The 15,485-nt window shown below is 38.6% G+C and carries 12 protein-coding genes; 7 read left to right on the top strand and 5 right to left on the bottom strand.

Annotation, left to right across the window (positions count from 1 at the left end):
- Positions 1 to 2 precede the first annotated feature (2 nt).
- The gene (locus MLC35_RS06945; protein ID WP_434638303.1) at positions 3 to 1,247 is read right to left on the bottom strand and encodes a DEAD/DEAH box helicase; all 1,245 of its coding nucleotides are present in this window, start codon (positions 1,245 to 1,247) and stop codon (positions 3 to 5) included.
- Positions 1,248 to 1,368: 121 nt separating this feature from the next.
- Here MLC35_RS06945 and MLC35_RS06940 point away from each other — a divergent pair, with 121 nt between their 5' ends.
- Positions 1,369 to 2,106, top strand: coding sequence for a hypothetical protein (locus tag MLC35_RS06940; protein ID WP_434636323.1), 738 nt, complete (start codon positions 1,369 to 1,371; stop codon positions 2,104 to 2,106).
- 16 nt (positions 2,107 to 2,122) lie between these two features.
- Here MLC35_RS06940 and lpxB read toward each other — a convergent pair whose 3' ends face one another.
- Positions 2,123 to 3,166 carry a lipid-A-disaccharide synthase gene (gene lpxB / locus MLC35_RS06935; protein WP_434636321.1) on the bottom strand — a complete coding sequence of 348 codons (1,044 nt, stop codon included), beginning with the start codon at positions 3,164 to 3,166 and terminating at the stop codon, positions 2,123 to 2,125.
- 55 nt (positions 3,167 to 3,221) lie between these two features.
- Between lpxB and MLC35_RS06930 the strand changes: the two genes are divergently transcribed.
- On the top strand, positions 3,222 to 4,436 hold the full coding sequence (locus tag MLC35_RS06930; RefSeq protein WP_434636319.1) for an amidohydrolase family protein: 1,215 nt from the start codon (positions 3,222 to 3,224) through the stop codon (positions 4,434 to 4,436).
- A gap of 208 nt (positions 4,437 to 4,644) precedes the next feature.
- Here MLC35_RS06930 and tgt read toward each other — a convergent pair whose 3' ends face one another.
- The 3 genes from tgt to MLC35_RS06915 are packed head-to-tail and all read right to left on the bottom strand — an operon-like array spanning position 4,645 to position 7,256.
- Positions 4,645 to 5,763, bottom strand: a complete 1,119-nt coding sequence (gene tgt / locus MLC35_RS06925; RefSeq protein ID WP_434636317.1) for a tRNA guanosine(34) transglycosylase Tgt — start codon at positions 5,761 to 5,763, stop codon at positions 4,645 to 4,647.
- Positions 5,764 to 5,805: 42 nt separating this feature from the next.
- On the bottom strand, positions 5,806 to 6,954 hold the full coding sequence (locus MLC35_RS06920; RefSeq protein ID WP_434636315.1) for a response regulator: 1,149 nt from the start codon (positions 6,952 to 6,954) through the stop codon (positions 5,806 to 5,808).
- Positions 6,954 to 7,256 (bottom strand): hypothetical protein, encoded by a 303-nt coding sequence (locus tag MLC35_RS06915; RefSeq protein ID WP_151900158.1) that lies wholly within the window; start codon positions 7,254 to 7,256, stop codon positions 6,954 to 6,956. Before MLC35_RS06915 ends, MLC35_RS06920 begins: the two co-directional genes overlap by 1 nt.
- Before the next feature lie 179 nt (positions 7,257 to 7,435).
- Between MLC35_RS06915 and efp the strand changes: the two genes are divergently transcribed.
- The 5 genes from efp to MLC35_RS06890 all read left to right on the top strand — a co-directional run bounded on the left by efp (position 7,436) and on the right by MLC35_RS06890 (position 15,406).
- Positions 7,436 to 8,002, top strand: a complete 567-nt coding sequence (gene efp / locus MLC35_RS06910) for an elongation factor P (protein WP_151900159.1) — start codon at positions 7,436 to 7,438, stop codon at positions 8,000 to 8,002.
- A 30-nt stretch (positions 8,003 to 8,032) separates the two neighbouring features.
- Positions 8,033 to 9,451: an ATP-grasp domain-containing protein gene (locus tag MLC35_RS06905; protein WP_346388849.1), complete on the top strand. Its 1,419-nt coding sequence runs from the start codon at positions 8,033 to 8,035 to the stop codon at positions 9,449 to 9,451.
- An 87-nt stretch (positions 9,452 to 9,538) separates the two neighbouring features.
- Positions 9,539 to 13,156: a DNA polymerase III subunit alpha gene (gene dnaE, locus MLC35_RS06900; protein WP_434636313.1), complete on the top strand. Its 3,618-nt coding sequence runs from the start codon at positions 9,539 to 9,541 to the stop codon at positions 13,154 to 13,156.
- Positions 13,157 to 13,160: 4 nt separating this feature from the next.
- On the top strand, positions 13,161 to 14,423 hold the full coding sequence (locus MLC35_RS06895; protein WP_434579857.1) for a M18 family aminopeptidase: 1,263 nt from the start codon (positions 13,161 to 13,163) through the stop codon (positions 14,421 to 14,423).
- Positions 14,423 to 15,406 carry a sensor histidine kinase gene (locus MLC35_RS06890; protein WP_151900163.1) on the top strand — a complete coding sequence of 328 codons (984 nt, stop codon included), beginning with the start codon at positions 14,423 to 14,425 and terminating at the stop codon, positions 15,404 to 15,406. The genes MLC35_RS06895 and MLC35_RS06890 overlap by 1 nt, the downstream gene beginning before the upstream one ends.
- Positions 15,407 to 15,485: the final 79 nt, after the last annotated feature.

Below are 15,485 nucleotides of genomic sequence, written 5' to 3'. Positions count from 1 at the left end.
AGTTATCTTCTTGCTCTGCTTCTGTTGGCATTTGAGCCGCGGGAGTTTCCTCTTGGCTTGTTTCTTGAGCCTCGGTTTCCACCCATATTGATAGGTTCCGCTTTGATGCTCGGATCGGGTTTAAAACCTTTGAGCCATACCTTTTGTATATCTTTTTTTATCAGCTTTTCTATATTGCCTAAAAACTCATCTTCATCAACACAGACAAGGCTGATTGCCTCACCTTTATTGCCTGCACGGCCGGTTCGTCCTATACGATGTACATAATCTTCGCTGACATTAGGCAGTTCAAAGTTAACGACATGAGGTAGCTGGTCGATGTCAATACCGCGGGCTGCAATATCTGTAGCTACCAAAACTCTCACATCTCCTTTTTTGAAATCAGCAAGCGCTTTTGTTCGTGCATTTTGGCTTTTGTTTCCATGAATGGCAACTGATGAAATACCCTCTTTTTCAAGCTGTCCGCTGAGTTTGTTTGCGCCGTGCTTGGTACGGGTAAAAACAAGAACCTGCTGCCATTTTCCCTCATGTATAAGATGGGTTAAGAGTTCTCTTTTTCGTGCTTTGTCGACAGGATAGACACTCTGTGCTACACTGGTATTTGACTCGTTTGTGCGGGCTACTTCGATAAGCGTAGGAGATCTTAAAAACTGGTTTGAGAGTTTTTTAATGGCATCCGAATAGGTTGCCGAAAAAAGCAGCGTTTGGCGTTCGCTTGGAATAATGTTGACAATTTTTTTAATGTCGTTGACAAAACCCATATCGAGCATTCTGTCGGCTTCATCAAGTACCAAAAATTCTATTTCTCTCAAATCGATTGTTTTTTGGGAAATATGGTCAAGCAGACGTCCCGGTGTTGCAATGACAATATCAATACCTTTTCGCAGTTGTGTAATCTGCGGATTAATCTTTACACCGCCAAAAATAACAGTTGATTTAAAAGGGGTATGTTTGGCATACAATGCGACATTTTCGGCAACCTGCAGTGCAAGCTCGCGTGTCGGCGTCAAAATAAGTGCACGGACTTTATGCTTTTGCTTTGAAGATTTTTTGCGTGAAAGCAACTCCAAAAGAGGCAGTGTAAAACCTGCGGTTTTTCCTGTTCCTGTCTGTGCACCTGCCAAAATATCTTTTTTTTGTAAAATGACGGGAATCGCCTTTGCCTGAATGGGTGTAGGTATATCATACCCTTGTTCTTTGACAGCTTTTAAAATCGGCGCTGAAAGACCGAGTGAATTAAATGTAATTTCTTTTTGAATCGTTTTTTCCTAATGAAGACTTAAACAAGTCTTTTGTTTATTCTTCTATAATAGCATAATTTATGGCATTTGTGGGTATAATTTCAAAAATACTTTTATAGGACACCAAATGCCTGCTGAGACCATTGCCATTAAACCAAACAACCATCGTATTTATCCCTGCCCGGATGATAAAAAAACAGAACTTTTAAATAAAATTATAGAAGAAAACAAGAATGAAGATATTTTAATTGTTTGTGCAAGCAATTCTCAAGCACTTAAAGAAGAGCTGGACAATAAAGAGATTCCTGTCATAGAAGATAAAGAACTTGTAAAAAACAAAAATTTGACCTGTGGTTTTTTGATCAGTTATGATATGCCGATCAAAGCCATCGTCTATATAGCAAGAGTGTCAAAAGCTACACACAAGGCCGTAATGCTGTTGGATGAGAGCGAGCAAAAAGCCCTGCATGCTATAGAAACTTTGCTTGGACGTGCCATTAAACAAGAAACAGTTGAAGGTTTTGCATATCCGCAAAAAGAGTCTAAAGATTCAGATGAACCAAAAAGAAAAAAACTCTCAAAAGATGAGATAAGAGAAGTTGCTAAAAAACGGTATGAAAGTTCTACACAGGAAAAGCCGAAGTTTGACAAGCCAAAAGGTGATTTTACAAAGGATGATGAAAAAGAGAACAAATGGGCAAAAAAGAAAAAAGCACCCAACAAGTTTTTAGGCAAAGATGAAAACGGCAAAGCAAAATTTTCAGGAAAAAGCGGCGAGCGTAATCACCGTTATGACGGGAAGCCAAGAGAAAAGCTTACAGGGAAAAAAATAAGCATTCAAGCCCGCAAACCAAAAGATACATAAAGGCATTAGTTTGACGCTAATGGGAAAGAATTTCTGCCACTCTTTGAGAACTTCCATGCTGCAGATATTCTCTTAAAGATTGGGAATTTTGTAAAAATTTCTCTCTGTCATACTCTTTATAAGCATTTAAAAGATTTTCTACAGTCACATCTTTCTGAATAAACTCAGGATGCAGTGCCTCCTTTTTATACTGTGAAAACATAATATTCCCAAGACCAAGATAATCCAGTTTTACAAGTCTGCTTGCTAGAAAATAATCAAACGGTTTTGCAATGTAACTCAAAACAAAAGGCACACCTATGAGTGCCGCTTCAAGTGTAGCCGTTCCACTGCAGATAAAAGCAAAATCTGCATTGTAAAGGGCATTATGCGGTTCATGCGTGATGTCAAAATCACTTATATCTCCATATAATGACTTGATGTCTGTCTGGGAAAAATGCTCAGGTATAACCAGTGTTGCCTTTACATGTAAGTGCTGCACAAGTTCCCTAAAAACAGGCATGAGTTTTGTAATTTCACCTTTTCGACTGCCGGGCATAAACACGACATTTTGTACTTCGTCCCTGAGGGATTCTTTAAAGTGTGTAATTTGGTCAAGTAATGGATGCCCGACATATTCTATAGGAGCTTCTTTTGGATAGTAACTCGGCTCAAAAGGTAAAATAGAGCATAACCTGTCTATAGTTTTGGCAAGCACGGGAATGCGTTTTTTCTTCCAGGCCCAGGCTTGGGGCAGTATATAGTAGATTAGCTCTTTTTGCGGGTATCTTTTTTTGATTTTTTTTGCCAGAGGCAGGTTGAAGCCGGAAGAGTCTATCAGCAGTATTTTATCCGCCTCTTTTGCAAGTTCTGTCATTTCGTCTGCAAGTTTGAAAAAGAACCGTAATTTTTTCAAAGCATCCACAAAACCCATAATAGCAAGGCTTCTCAAATCCACAATGGGCTCTCCCAGATTTTTATCAAAGATACCTATAAATTCAACATCATCGGCCAACTCTTTTTGTAATGATTTGAGATGCATATTTGCAGAGTGTTCGAGTGCTGATACAAGAATTTTCATGAGTTTTAAGCCTTAATAATTTATAATACGGACATTATATCAAAGGTGGTCTGAAATGCTTATATCAAATGCCGTAGTGTGTGACGTAAACGGAGAAAGAAATGTCGATGTACAGATACAAGACGGTGTGATTGTCGCCATAGGTGAAAATTTGCAGGATGAAAATGTTATAGATGCCCAAGGTGCCTATCTGTTGCCGAGTCTTATAGATACCAATGTAAGAGTGCTGGATTCTTCTTTAAATGCAAAAAATATAAAAACACTTGCGAAAGAGGCAAGAAAAGGCGGAGTAGGGCATATTGTATTAAATGCCGATGCAACACCTGCTATTGACAATGAAGTTGTTTTGGAATTTGCACAAAACGGTGTCAAAGATATCAAGGGCGTAAAGATTGATTTTATGCTGAACGCTTTAAAAGAAGATATGGCGCTTTCAAATATCGCGATTTTATTAAAAAAAGGTGTTGTGGCCCCTTATATGAGCACGATAGCAAAAAACAATATTGCTATTAAAATAGCAGAATATGTCAAGATGTATGACGTAACACTCTTTTGCAAGCCTGAGGACAACTCTTTGATTAATGCCGGTGTAATGCTTGAAGGAGATGTCAGCTCAAAACTCGGACTGGCAGGAATTCCTGAGCTGAGTGAAGTATTACATGTATCACGAATGATAGAAATAGCAAGATATTTCAATATTAAAATACTCTTTAAGTCCATTGCCTCACCTCGTTCTATAGAGCTTATCACTAAGGCAAAAAAAGAGGGTGTCCATGTAAGCTGTGAAGTCTCCGTGCATCACTTGATTTATTCCGATGAAGCCTGTGAAGGTTTTAATACAACGGCAAAACTCAATCCTCCTTTAGCAAGCAGGGAAGATGTCATTCTTTTGCAAAATGCTTTAAAAAATGGTGATATTGATGTTCTGAGTGTTTTGCATCAGCCAAATTCACCTGTAAATAAAGAAGTGGCGTTCTTTGATGCGGCCTATGGATGTGAAGCACTAGAAGATGCACTGCCGATTTATTATACAAAACTGGTAAAATCAGGGATGATCTCTATGAGCGAATTAGTAAAATTGACTGTAGAAAATCCTGCCAAATGTATCAATACGAAAGCAGGAATTATAGAGGTAGGGCAAAATGCAGCAGACATTGTGCTTTTTGACACAAATGAAAAAAAAGTTATCCACAATGCCCAGTCGCTTTATAACGGCGAAGCACTTTTTGGAACTGCTATTCCAATGCCGGAAGAGAGTGATAAAACGTAACAATAGTCGGCACTGAAGTACCGATTCCGAAGTCTTTTTGGAACCCGTACTTCAGTGCGGGCGAGAGTGGCAGGAAAGTTATTACAGAAAAAAATTTGGTTTTATTTTTAAGCCATGCTTTGGCATAGAAAGTACCGATTCCGAAGTCTTTTTGGAACCCGTACTTCAGTGCGGGCTGAATTGCTTTTATGTTTAAATTACTTGAAAATCAACTTCTTTTTGCATAAAACTCTTTTTTGTATTCTGCAAAGCTGTCTGCTAAAATAGCCTCACGAACTTCTCTCATCAGGTTGAGATAGTAGTGCAGGTTGTGAATCGTAGCAAGCCTGAAGTAAGTAATTTCACGCGCACGAAATAGATGGTTGATGTAGGCACGGCTGTATGTTTTACATGTAAGGCACTGACACTCAGGGTCTATCGGTTCGGGATCTTCTTTGAATTTTGCCCCTTTGATGTTTATTTTCCCAAATGAGGTAAAAAGAGTGCCGTTTCTTGCATTTCTTGTGGGCATTACACAGTCAAACATATCGATGCCGCGTTCAATATTTTCTATTAAATCTTCCGGTGTACCGACACCCATCAGGTAACGGGGTTTGTCTTTTGGCATATATTGTACGGTATGTTCTACCGTATCGTACATTTCATTGTTGAGTTCTCCTACAGAGAGCCCGCCGATGGCAAAACCGTCATAATCCAAAGCACACAGCTCGGTCGCACTTTTTGTTCGAAACGCTTTGTCTGTGCCGCCTTGAATTATGGCAAAAATATTCTGTTCAACGCCCACACCCTCTTTTTGCTTTGCACGAAAGTACTCTATAGACTCTTTTGCCCAGGCAGTTGTCCGTTCTATAGAGAGTTTTATGCGCTCCTGTGTTGCCGGCAGTGCAACCAAATCATCTAAAATCATCATGATGTCAGAACCGAGATTGTGTTGGATGTCTATTACCTTTTTAGGTGTAAAGAAGTGCTTACTGCCGTCAATGTGGGAGCGAAACTCTATACCGTCAGTTTTTGATTTTGAGATGTCGCTTAATGAAAATGCCTGGAAACCGCCGCTGTCTGTCAAAAAACTTTTAGGGTATTGTGTAAAGCCGTGAAGCTTGCCCATCTTGGCAACCGTTTTGTCTCCGGGACGCAGATACATATGGTAGGTGTTTGCCAAAATGATGTCGGCACCGAGTAATTCTAAAACATCATGTGCATCCAAAGATTTCACACTGCCTATAGTACCGACAGGCATAAAAACAGGTGTTTTAATAGTGGAGTGGGCTGTTTTAAGAGTTCCCGCACGGGCATTTTTTGAAGTTGCATCTAAAGTAAATTCCATATTTCTCCACTCATTTTAAAATTTTGTGAAATTATAGCTAATTTATGTCAGTAAAATATAGGTGATGTCATCTTCTTGTATTTCTATCTTTTTTTGATACAAATTTTCAAATTCCTCAACACTGTTTGCCTGCATAAAATCTTCTGCAATATATGCATTATAACTCTCTTGTGAATTATGAACCGTGTTCTCATTCAAACCGTCACTGTAGAGAATCATTTTTTTAAGTTTTTGTATATCCAGTGTGTCAACAGTAAATTTTTTTGTATAGGATGCCAGAGGAGTATTGTTGGATTTGAGTTTGAAGACCTCTTGTGTATCGAGCATATAGAGTACAGGAGGCATAGAAAAAATTGCATAACTCAGGGTATTGTGCTTAAAATGTAAAAAATGCGCACAAAGTACTTCATATTTTAGTAAATTTGGTCGTATAAACTTCACTAGCGAGTTGAGTAATGTCTCAAGCGAAAACAGTTTTTTTTCTTCTTTTAGCAAATCAACAGAGTAGTTGACAAAAGAACTGCACAGCATTGCAGTCACAGAAGCAGAGATGCCTTTGCCCATACCGTCTACCAAAAAGATAAAATACTCATTTTCATTTAACTTTCGTATAATATAGCTGTCTCCGCTTAGAATGTCTTTTGGCTTATAGACGGCTTTACATGTAAGTTTAAGAAGCCTGTTGTCCTCTTCCAAATCATTTTTTGTAATAATTTTTTCTTTTGCAAAAGTAATACCTTCCTGATAATTGCTGTATTTTATTTTTTGGTCCTGTTCTTTCATAATACATCTGTCAACTATGATGGATTTTACTGCCTGATTGAATATTGAGACTAAAGAAGAGACAGTAAAAGGTCGTTTTAAAAAGCTTGCAATATGCAGATCAATTGCTTCTTTGAGAATTTCAATACTTTGAAAAGAAGTTACCAGTACTATTGGAACAGAAGTATCCACTTTGCGTATTTTTTTGCTCATTTGCAGTCCGTTGCATATCGGCATACTGTATCTGGTAATAACAATATCTATTTCATTTTTTTGAAAGCTGTTAAAACCTTCTAGACCGTTTTTGGCACAATATACATTTTTGAACATATCGGCAAAAATGTTTTTATATATCTGTATCGTTTTTGTATCGTTTTCAACACATAATATATTTAAAGTTTTATATATGTCTGATATATAGTCATTCATCAATGCGCGGAGAGTTTTTTTACATTCAATAAAGGAACCAGATTCAAATCATCCAAAAGTTCATGCAAACCTTCATTTTGTATGTGTACCTCAAGATTTATCCCGTCGTCCACGAGTTTACACAGGTATCCTATAATAGAGGAGGTAATGGAGATGGATTCCAAAATGAGAATTTTTATATATTTTATATCCGGAGAATTGTCGATCATCTTTTCAATTTCGTTTTTTATTTCTTCATAATGGCTTATAGCCTTGATATTGCCTTTTACAGTTATAGTATTTAATGATGATGAAATTTCCATTTTTAGCTCCAGTTTGCTTTTTATAAATAGTACGCCTCTATATATTAAGAATTGCTTAATCTTGCGATTTAAAATAGCAAATAATAATAAAATGTCACTAATCAGATATTTGCAATGCTATTAGAGACTTCTAAGCCCATTTATTATAGAATTGTAAAAATATTTTTAAAGGTGAGTGAATGGCAACAATCGGTATGAGTGATATCAAAAAAAATGTGCGTCTGATAGTAGGGGAAGTTCCGTATAAAGTAGTAGAGTTCCAACATGTAAAACCGGGAAAAGGGGCAGCATTTGTCCGTATGAAAATGAAAAGTTTTTTAAACGGTAAAGTAGTGGAAAAAACAGTGCATGCGGGTGACAAGTTTGAAGTGCCTGTGATTGAATACAAAACAATGCAGTACCTGTATGATGACGGAGAGATGTATCAGTTTATGGATAATGAAACATATGATCAGCTTGGCTTGACATATGAGCAGTGTGATGATGCTTCTAAATGGTTTAAAGACGGTATCAACGTTGATATTGTGTTTTACAAAGGCAAGGCAATTTCTGTGCAGGCTCCGGAAGTAATGGAATTTGTGATCACAGAAACACCGCCGAATTTTAAAGGTGATACATCAAGCGGAAGCAAAAAACCTGCAACACTCGAAAGCGGTGCTGTTGTTCAGGTACCGTATCATGTGCTAGAGGGCGATACTGTTAAAGTCAATACAGTTGACGGCGAGTATTTAGAAAAAGTTAAATAATTTAACTTCACTGATTAAGGAATAAGCAGCATGGGATTAAGCAATAAAGAGTTACCGAAATTAGGCCTTTTGTATATGGACTATGTCCTGAGATTTTTTGACCACTCCAATTTCAAAGGGTGGCCAAACAAAATAGAGACAGTGACATATCACTGGAAAAATGATAAAGAGAGATTTATTCAAGAGGTCAAAGACAAAAAAATTGATGTACTTATCGGCAATATTCCTGCTACTGCTTATGAGACATTTCGTGAAATTGCTCGAGCCTTGCCTCATGTGCGTTTTATTCCTTCTTTGGATACACAGTTTTCTAACAAATCAAAAGAGAATGTGACACGGTTTGCCTGGAAATATGACTTGCCGATTCCAAAGACCTATATTTACTACAATCATAAAAAAGCGGATGAAGCACTGAAAAAAGCAAAGTACCCTAAAATCATCAAAAAGTCCTACGGACCTTCAAATTACGGCGGTTATTTTGTACATAAAGTCGACAGTTATGAGGAAGCAAAAGCACTTTTGGAAGAAAAAAGATATCATCCTGTCTATGTGCAGGATTTTGTTCCGATGGAGGCAGACATTCGTGTTATGCTCATAGGGCATAAACCTGTATGTGCCTTTTGGCGTCGTGCGCCTGAGGGGGAATGGCTGACAAATACTTCCCAGGGCGGCAGTATGGATTATAATGATGTACCAAAATCCGTACTTGATTTGGCAGTGAAAGTCTCCAAGGCTGCAAAAGCAGAATACTGGGCCTGTGATGTGGCTTACGGCAAAGACGGGAAAGTGCGTATTTTAGAGTGTGCGACTGCATTTGCCGCTTTTCCTTATATAAGAGACTGGATCGGGGAATACCTGATGTGGCTTTTAAGCGAGGGAAGATTTAGAAAACCGCATATTCCAATGTTTAACTGGGAAGAGTTGGGAAAAATCTCTCCGGATTTGCTGCGAACAATGCGACACATTACTTTTGGTGAATATCGTGCAAGTTATGACGGTGCCTACTTTGGTAAAAAGAAGAAAATGTACGGTGACAAAGAAGTTTATCTGCATGAACTGGATAAAAAGTATAAAATTTCTGCCGTCAAACCACGATACAGTGAGGAGTGGCCGAGTGAAAAATGGAATTATCAGGATAAACTCTCGCTTAAACCGTTGCGTTCTTTGAAGAAAGATTCGAATGTAGAAGTTCCAAAGCCTACGAAAGATGAATCACAGGAGTCTTTTAGTGATGAGGTGAAAATTACACAAGAAGAACTGAGTGATTTTTTAACATCTGTAAAAGGCATAGGGAAAAAGAAAGTAAAAAAAATAGTGGAACATTTTGGTGATGTGGAAGAGGTAATTGGTGTATTGCATCAAAATCCGAATATGCTGACAGAAATAAAAGGCATTACCGAGAAGCTTGTAAAAAAAATAAAAAAAGCATGGAAAAAGCTTCTTAAATAAGGAGCTTTTTTTCATCTTCTTACCTCAAATTAAGTCATTTTAACTATAATCACTCTATTCTTTACATACTAAAAAACGGAGTGATTTTTGAGTGCAAAACCTTCCTTTACACATTTACATCTTCATACAGAATACTCACTGTTAGACGGTGCAAACAAACTCTCAAACCTTGTTTCAAGAGTCAAAGAACTTGGGATGACAAGTGTTGCTATGACAGATCATGGCAATATGTTTGGAGCTATTGATTTTTACAAGCAGATGAAAAATGCCGGACTCAAGCCTATTATCGGTATGGAAGGGTACATTCACAACGGTGAGACTCTTGGCGATAAAAGTACAAAACAGCGTTTTCATATCTGTTTATATGCCAAAAATAAAAAGGGATATGAAAATCTGATGTACCTCTCCTCCAAAGCCTTTATAGAGGGCTTTTACTATTTCCCGCGAATCAACAAAAAAGAACTGAGAGAACACAGTGAGGGGCTTATCTGTACCTCTGCATGTCTTCAGGGAGAAGTAAACTGGCACCTAAATCTGCAAAATGAAAGAAATGTCAAAAACGGTGCGCTCGGATATGAGGGTGCTTTAGATGTCGCTCGGGAGTATCAGGATATTTTCGGTGATGATTTTTACCTTGAACTGATGCGTCACGGTATCGGGGATCAACTCTACATAGATGAGCAGATTTTAAAAATTTCCAAAGAAACAGGTATTAAAGTTGTGGCGACAAATGACACACACTATACCTATCCTGAAGATGCCCAGTACCATGAGGCCTTTATGTGCATAGGGATGAATAAACTTTATGATGATCCAAATCGTATGCGTCACTCGGTACATGAGTTTTATATAAAATCTCCTGATGAGATGGCACGGCTTTTTGCCGATATTCCGGAAGCTTTAGAACATACGCAGGAAATTACAGACAAAATAGAAGATTTTGTACCCATTGTAAAATCACCGACACCGCCCAACTTTAAATTTACGCAGGAGTATGCAAAAGAAGAGGGGCTTGATATAGACTTTGAAGATGATCCCCCTTTACCTGAAAATGCCACAGAAGAAGAGAAAAAAAAGTGGATGAGTGCTGCTGATAAGAATGATGCTGAATTTTTCATTGTCAAATGCCGACAGGGACTCCAAAAGCGTCTGAAAATTGTTCCAAAAGAGAAGCATCAGGAGTATCGGGACAGGCTGGAATTTGAGATGAACATCATTAACTCTATGAAATTTCCCGGTTATATGATGATTGTTTGGGACTTTGTTAAAGAGGCAAAGCGTCTGGGTATTGCAGTAGGTCCCGGACGGGGAAGTGCTGCCGGAAGCCTGGTTGCCTACTCTTTGGAGATTACCGACATTGACCCGATGAAATACGACCTGCTTTTTGAGCGTTTTTTAAATCCTGAGCGTGTGAGTATGCCCGATATTGATATGGATTTTATGCAGGCGCGCCGCGGAGAAGTGATAGACTATGTCACAAAAAAATACGGGCGTAATCAGGTTGCCCAAATCATTACTTTTGGTTCTTTGCTTGCCAAGGGAGTCATTCGGGATGTGGCACGTGTTTTGGATATGCCGCTTAGTAAAGCCGACCAGATGGCAAAACTTGTACCCGATGAACTCGGCATTACACTTAACGGTAAAACAAAAAACGGAGAGTTTAAAGAGGGTGCTTTTCAAAAAGAGCCAAAACTTCGAGAACTCATAGAGAGTGATCCTCAGGTCGGACGGGTTTGGGAATTTGCCAAAAAGCTTGAAGGGCTCAAGCGAAATGCAGGAATGCACGCTGCCGGTGTCGTTATAAGCAATGAAGAGTTATGGAAAAAAACACCTATATACAAGCCTTCCGGGGAAGATACCTTTGTCACACAGTATTCACTCAACTATATGGAAGATGTCGATTTAATCAAGTTTGACTTCTTGGGTCTAAAAACACTCGATGTTATTGACAATGCAATCAAACTCATTAAAAGAAGATACAACAAGGAGATAGACTGGCATCAGATAGACGAAAATGACAAAAATGTGTATGATGTCATTCAGACCGGTGAAACAGTCGGAATGTTTCAGATAGAATCATCCGGTATGCAGGATCTGAACCGTCGTTTAAAACCTTCAAACTTTGAGGATTTGATTGCGGTCCTGGCACTGTACCGTCCGGGTCCTATGGAATCAGGGATGCTTGATGATTTCATCGAGCGTAAACACGGACGACAGGAAATTACCTATGTTTTTCCCGCACTTGAAGAGATACTCAAGCCTACCTACGGAGTTATAGTTTATCAAGAACAGGTTATGCAGATTGTGCAGACTATCGGCGGATTTTCTCTCGGTGGTGCAGATATTGTGCGCCGTGCCATGGGGAAGAAAAAAGTCGAGGAGATGCTTAAATACAACAAAGAGTTCTCCGAGGGTGCAGCCAAACAGGGGCTTGATTATAAAACGGCTTCAGAACTCTTTGATTTGATTGAAAAGTTTGCCGGATACGGTTTCAACAAATCACACTCGGCAGCCTATGCCATGGTTACTTTTCAAACGGCATGGCTCAAGACATATTATCCCAATGAATTTATGGCAGCACTTTTAACCTCAGACAAAGACAATACAGAAAAAGTAGTGCGCTATATAGATGAAGTCAAGCGAATGGGCATAGCACTTTCTCCTCCTGATATCTGTGACTCTTATCTGGAATTTTCTGCTATTACGAAAAATCAGCAGGAGATTATTTTGTTTGGTTTGGGCGGTATAAAAGGGGTTGGAGAAGCAGCTATTTATGCCATGATAGAAGAGCGCGAAGAAAACGGTGACTATACCTCTTTGCAGGATTTTGTCAACAGAATCGAGCCAAGTAAAGTAAACAAGCGTGTTATTGAAGCCATTATAAAGTCAGGCGGATTTGACAGATACGGCTACTCACGAAAAGCACTCTTAGACCAGATAGAACTGATTGTGGAGACGGCAAAAAAAGCGAGTGAAGCAAAGAAAAATGCAGTTGGTTCTCTTTTTGGAAATGATGAAGAGATTACAACCGTAAAACTCGAACTTACAAACTCAGACGAATATGAACTCAAAGAGATTTTAGAGTTTGAAAAAGAGACTTTGGGATTTTATGTCTCCGGGCATCCGATGGATAATTTCAGACAAGAATTGGATGAGCTAAATTATACACTCTCATCAGAACTTGAAAGCATCAAAGACGGCTCTTTTGCTATATTTATAGGAAAAGTAGAAGAGATAACGAAAAAAATCTCTAAAAAAGGGAATCAGTTCGGTATTGTCAACCTGATGGACTTTCATGGAAATATTGAAATTATGCTTTTTTCCGATAAGCTCGAACAACTCAGTGAAATGGATCTGGAAGAACCTGTTGCTTTTAAGGCAAGAGTCACGCATACTGATTTTGGACCACGACTCAATGTTACAAAGCTAATGACACTCAAACAGGCAAAGAAAGAGACAAAAAAAGTAAAAACAGAGATTCAAGAAGCGCCGCCGGAGCCAATTAATTTGGCTGTACGACTGAGCAGTAATTTTGATGTACTGGAAAAACTTTATACGCTTATCAGGCAAAATCCGGGGAACAGACCGCTTAAAATTACCATAGTATCAAAACTGCACAATGTCGTCATAGATTCCGCCATACATGTAAATGCACAGCTCATAACTGCGCTTGAAGGCAATGAATTTGTGGATATAATAGGATAAACAGATGAATAAACAAGATTTCAATGAAGGACTTTTAGGCTTTTTGGATGCTTCGCCTACGCCTTTTCATGCGACGCAAAATATGGCAATGATGTTTGAAAATGCAGGATTTATCAAGCTTGATGAAACAGATAAATGGGAACTTAAAGCAGGACAAAAGTATTATGTCACACGCAATGGCTCTTCAATCATTGCCTTTACCTATCCAAAAACAGAGAAAAATTATGTGATGGTCGGGGCACATACCGATTCGCCAAACCTGAAACTCAAGCCAAATCCTGTAATAAAAGAGCATGGTGTGGTGAAATTCGGTGTTGAGCCTTACGGCGGACTGCTCTTAAATCCCTGGTTTGACAGAGATTTGTCTTTAGCGGGTCGGGTAAGTTATCTTGATGCAAACAAGACTTTGCAAAGTATCTTGATTAATGTGCAAAAGCCAATCGCTGTTATTCCATCGCTAGCCATTCATTTGGACGACAAAGCCAACAAAGAGAGAACGGTGAACAAACAGACAGATATCTGTCCGGTTTTGAGCACAAATGAAGATTTTGATTTTGATGAATTTATTAAATGGCAGCTTGCAAACAACGGTATTGGAGATGTCGAAGAAATTTATGCAAGTGAGTTGAGCTTTTATGATACACAAAAAGCAGAATTTGTAGGGCTGCGGAATGATTTTATTGCAAGTGCGCGGCTTGATAATCTGCTGAGTTGTTACACAGGCATGGTTAGTATTTGCAGTGTAAATACAGACAAGCCTATGCTTTTCATCGCAAGTGACCATGAAGAGGTGGGGAGTGAATCGACGAGCGGAGCAGGGGGCAGTTTTCTAGAAAATACCCTGCACAGAATGTTTGATGATTATGAAGAGTATATGAAGATGACAAGAAGCTCTTTGATGATAAGTGCAGACAATGCCCATGCAATTCATCCAAATTACCCGGCAAAACATGACAGCAATCATGCCCCGCATATAAACAAAGGTGTTGTCATAAAAGTCAATGCAAATCAGCGATATGCCTCCAATGACAAAACAATAGCAAAGTTTAAGTATAGCGCTTCATTGTTACATGTAAGGCTGCAAAATTTTGTGACAAGAAGCGATATGGGATGTGGCTCCACCATAGGACCCATCACGGCTTCGCGTTTAGGAATAGACACCATAGATGTAGGACTGCCAACCTGGGCAATGCATTCCATACGCGAACTTGCCGGCAGTGATGATGCACATGATTTGTATAAAATTTTGACAGGGCTCAGTGCTTAATGGCATCTATTACACCGCAGGAACTTAATGTTCTTATTCAGCAGACTTATAAGGTTGAGAATGAGTTTAATGAGTTAAAGGCCTCGTATGCACACCTGCAGGATACTGTTGAAAAGGTTGTTGAATTTCTCCCTAATGCTATTTGGATTCTTAACAGTGATAACACTGTTTTTTTGCAAAATTCCCATGCAAGAGAGTTATGGGAGCTTTTAAAGCTTTTGGAGTACCGTGATGAAGATTATGAAATTACTTTTAATGCACACTCCTACCTTGTCAAGAGTTCTACCTATAAAGACAAAGTGATGCTCTCTGCAACAGATATTACAGAACAAAAGCGAAAAGAGAATCTTGCTACTATGGGACAGATGGCAGCCCACCTTTCCCATGAAATACGGAACCCTATAGGGGCGATTTCTTTGATGAGTTCGACACTTAAAAAACGGGTACTTCCTGAAAATATTCCAATAGTCGAAGAGATACAAAAATCAGTTTATAGAATTGAGCGAATCATTAAAGCGACACTGATGTTTTCAAAAGGTGTGCAGACACAAAAAGATCTTATACCGTGGAGTCAGCTCAAAGAGTCTCTGGATATGGCGATAGCCTATTACGGATATTCAAAAGAGATAGAGTTTGTTTTTCCAAAAGAGGATTTTTTTATGCATGCAGACAAAGATTTACTTGAAATGCTGTTTGCAAACTTTATCACCAATGCCATTGATGCGATAGAAGAGGATGAAAACGAAGAGGGAAGGGTTGAAATAACCTATGAAAATGATGGAATATATCACATCTTTAAGATATATGACAGTGGTGTGGCTATAGATAATGAAAAAGAGCTTTTTGAAGCATTTAAAAGCACAAAGCTCAAAGGCAACGGTTTAGGACTTGTTCTTTCCCGTCAGATTGCCGAGGCACACGGCGGAAGTGTAAATTTATGCACTGTGCAGAAAAAATGTTTTGAAGTGAAAATTAAAATGTAAGTTAAAAAGGCGTGATTGTTTTTAGGTTAGTTTATTATTATCTTATTGCAAGTATAATAATTTTTTTTTAAAAGGTTAA

It is taken from the genome of Sulfurimonas sp. NW7, from assembly GCF_051132265.1.
In the GTDB taxonomy this organism is placed as follows: Bacteria; Campylobacterota; Campylobacteria; order Campylobacterales; family Sulfurimonadaceae; genus Sulfurimonas; species Sulfurimonas hydrogeniphila.
This window is presented reverse-complemented; position numbering and strand designations above follow the sequence as displayed.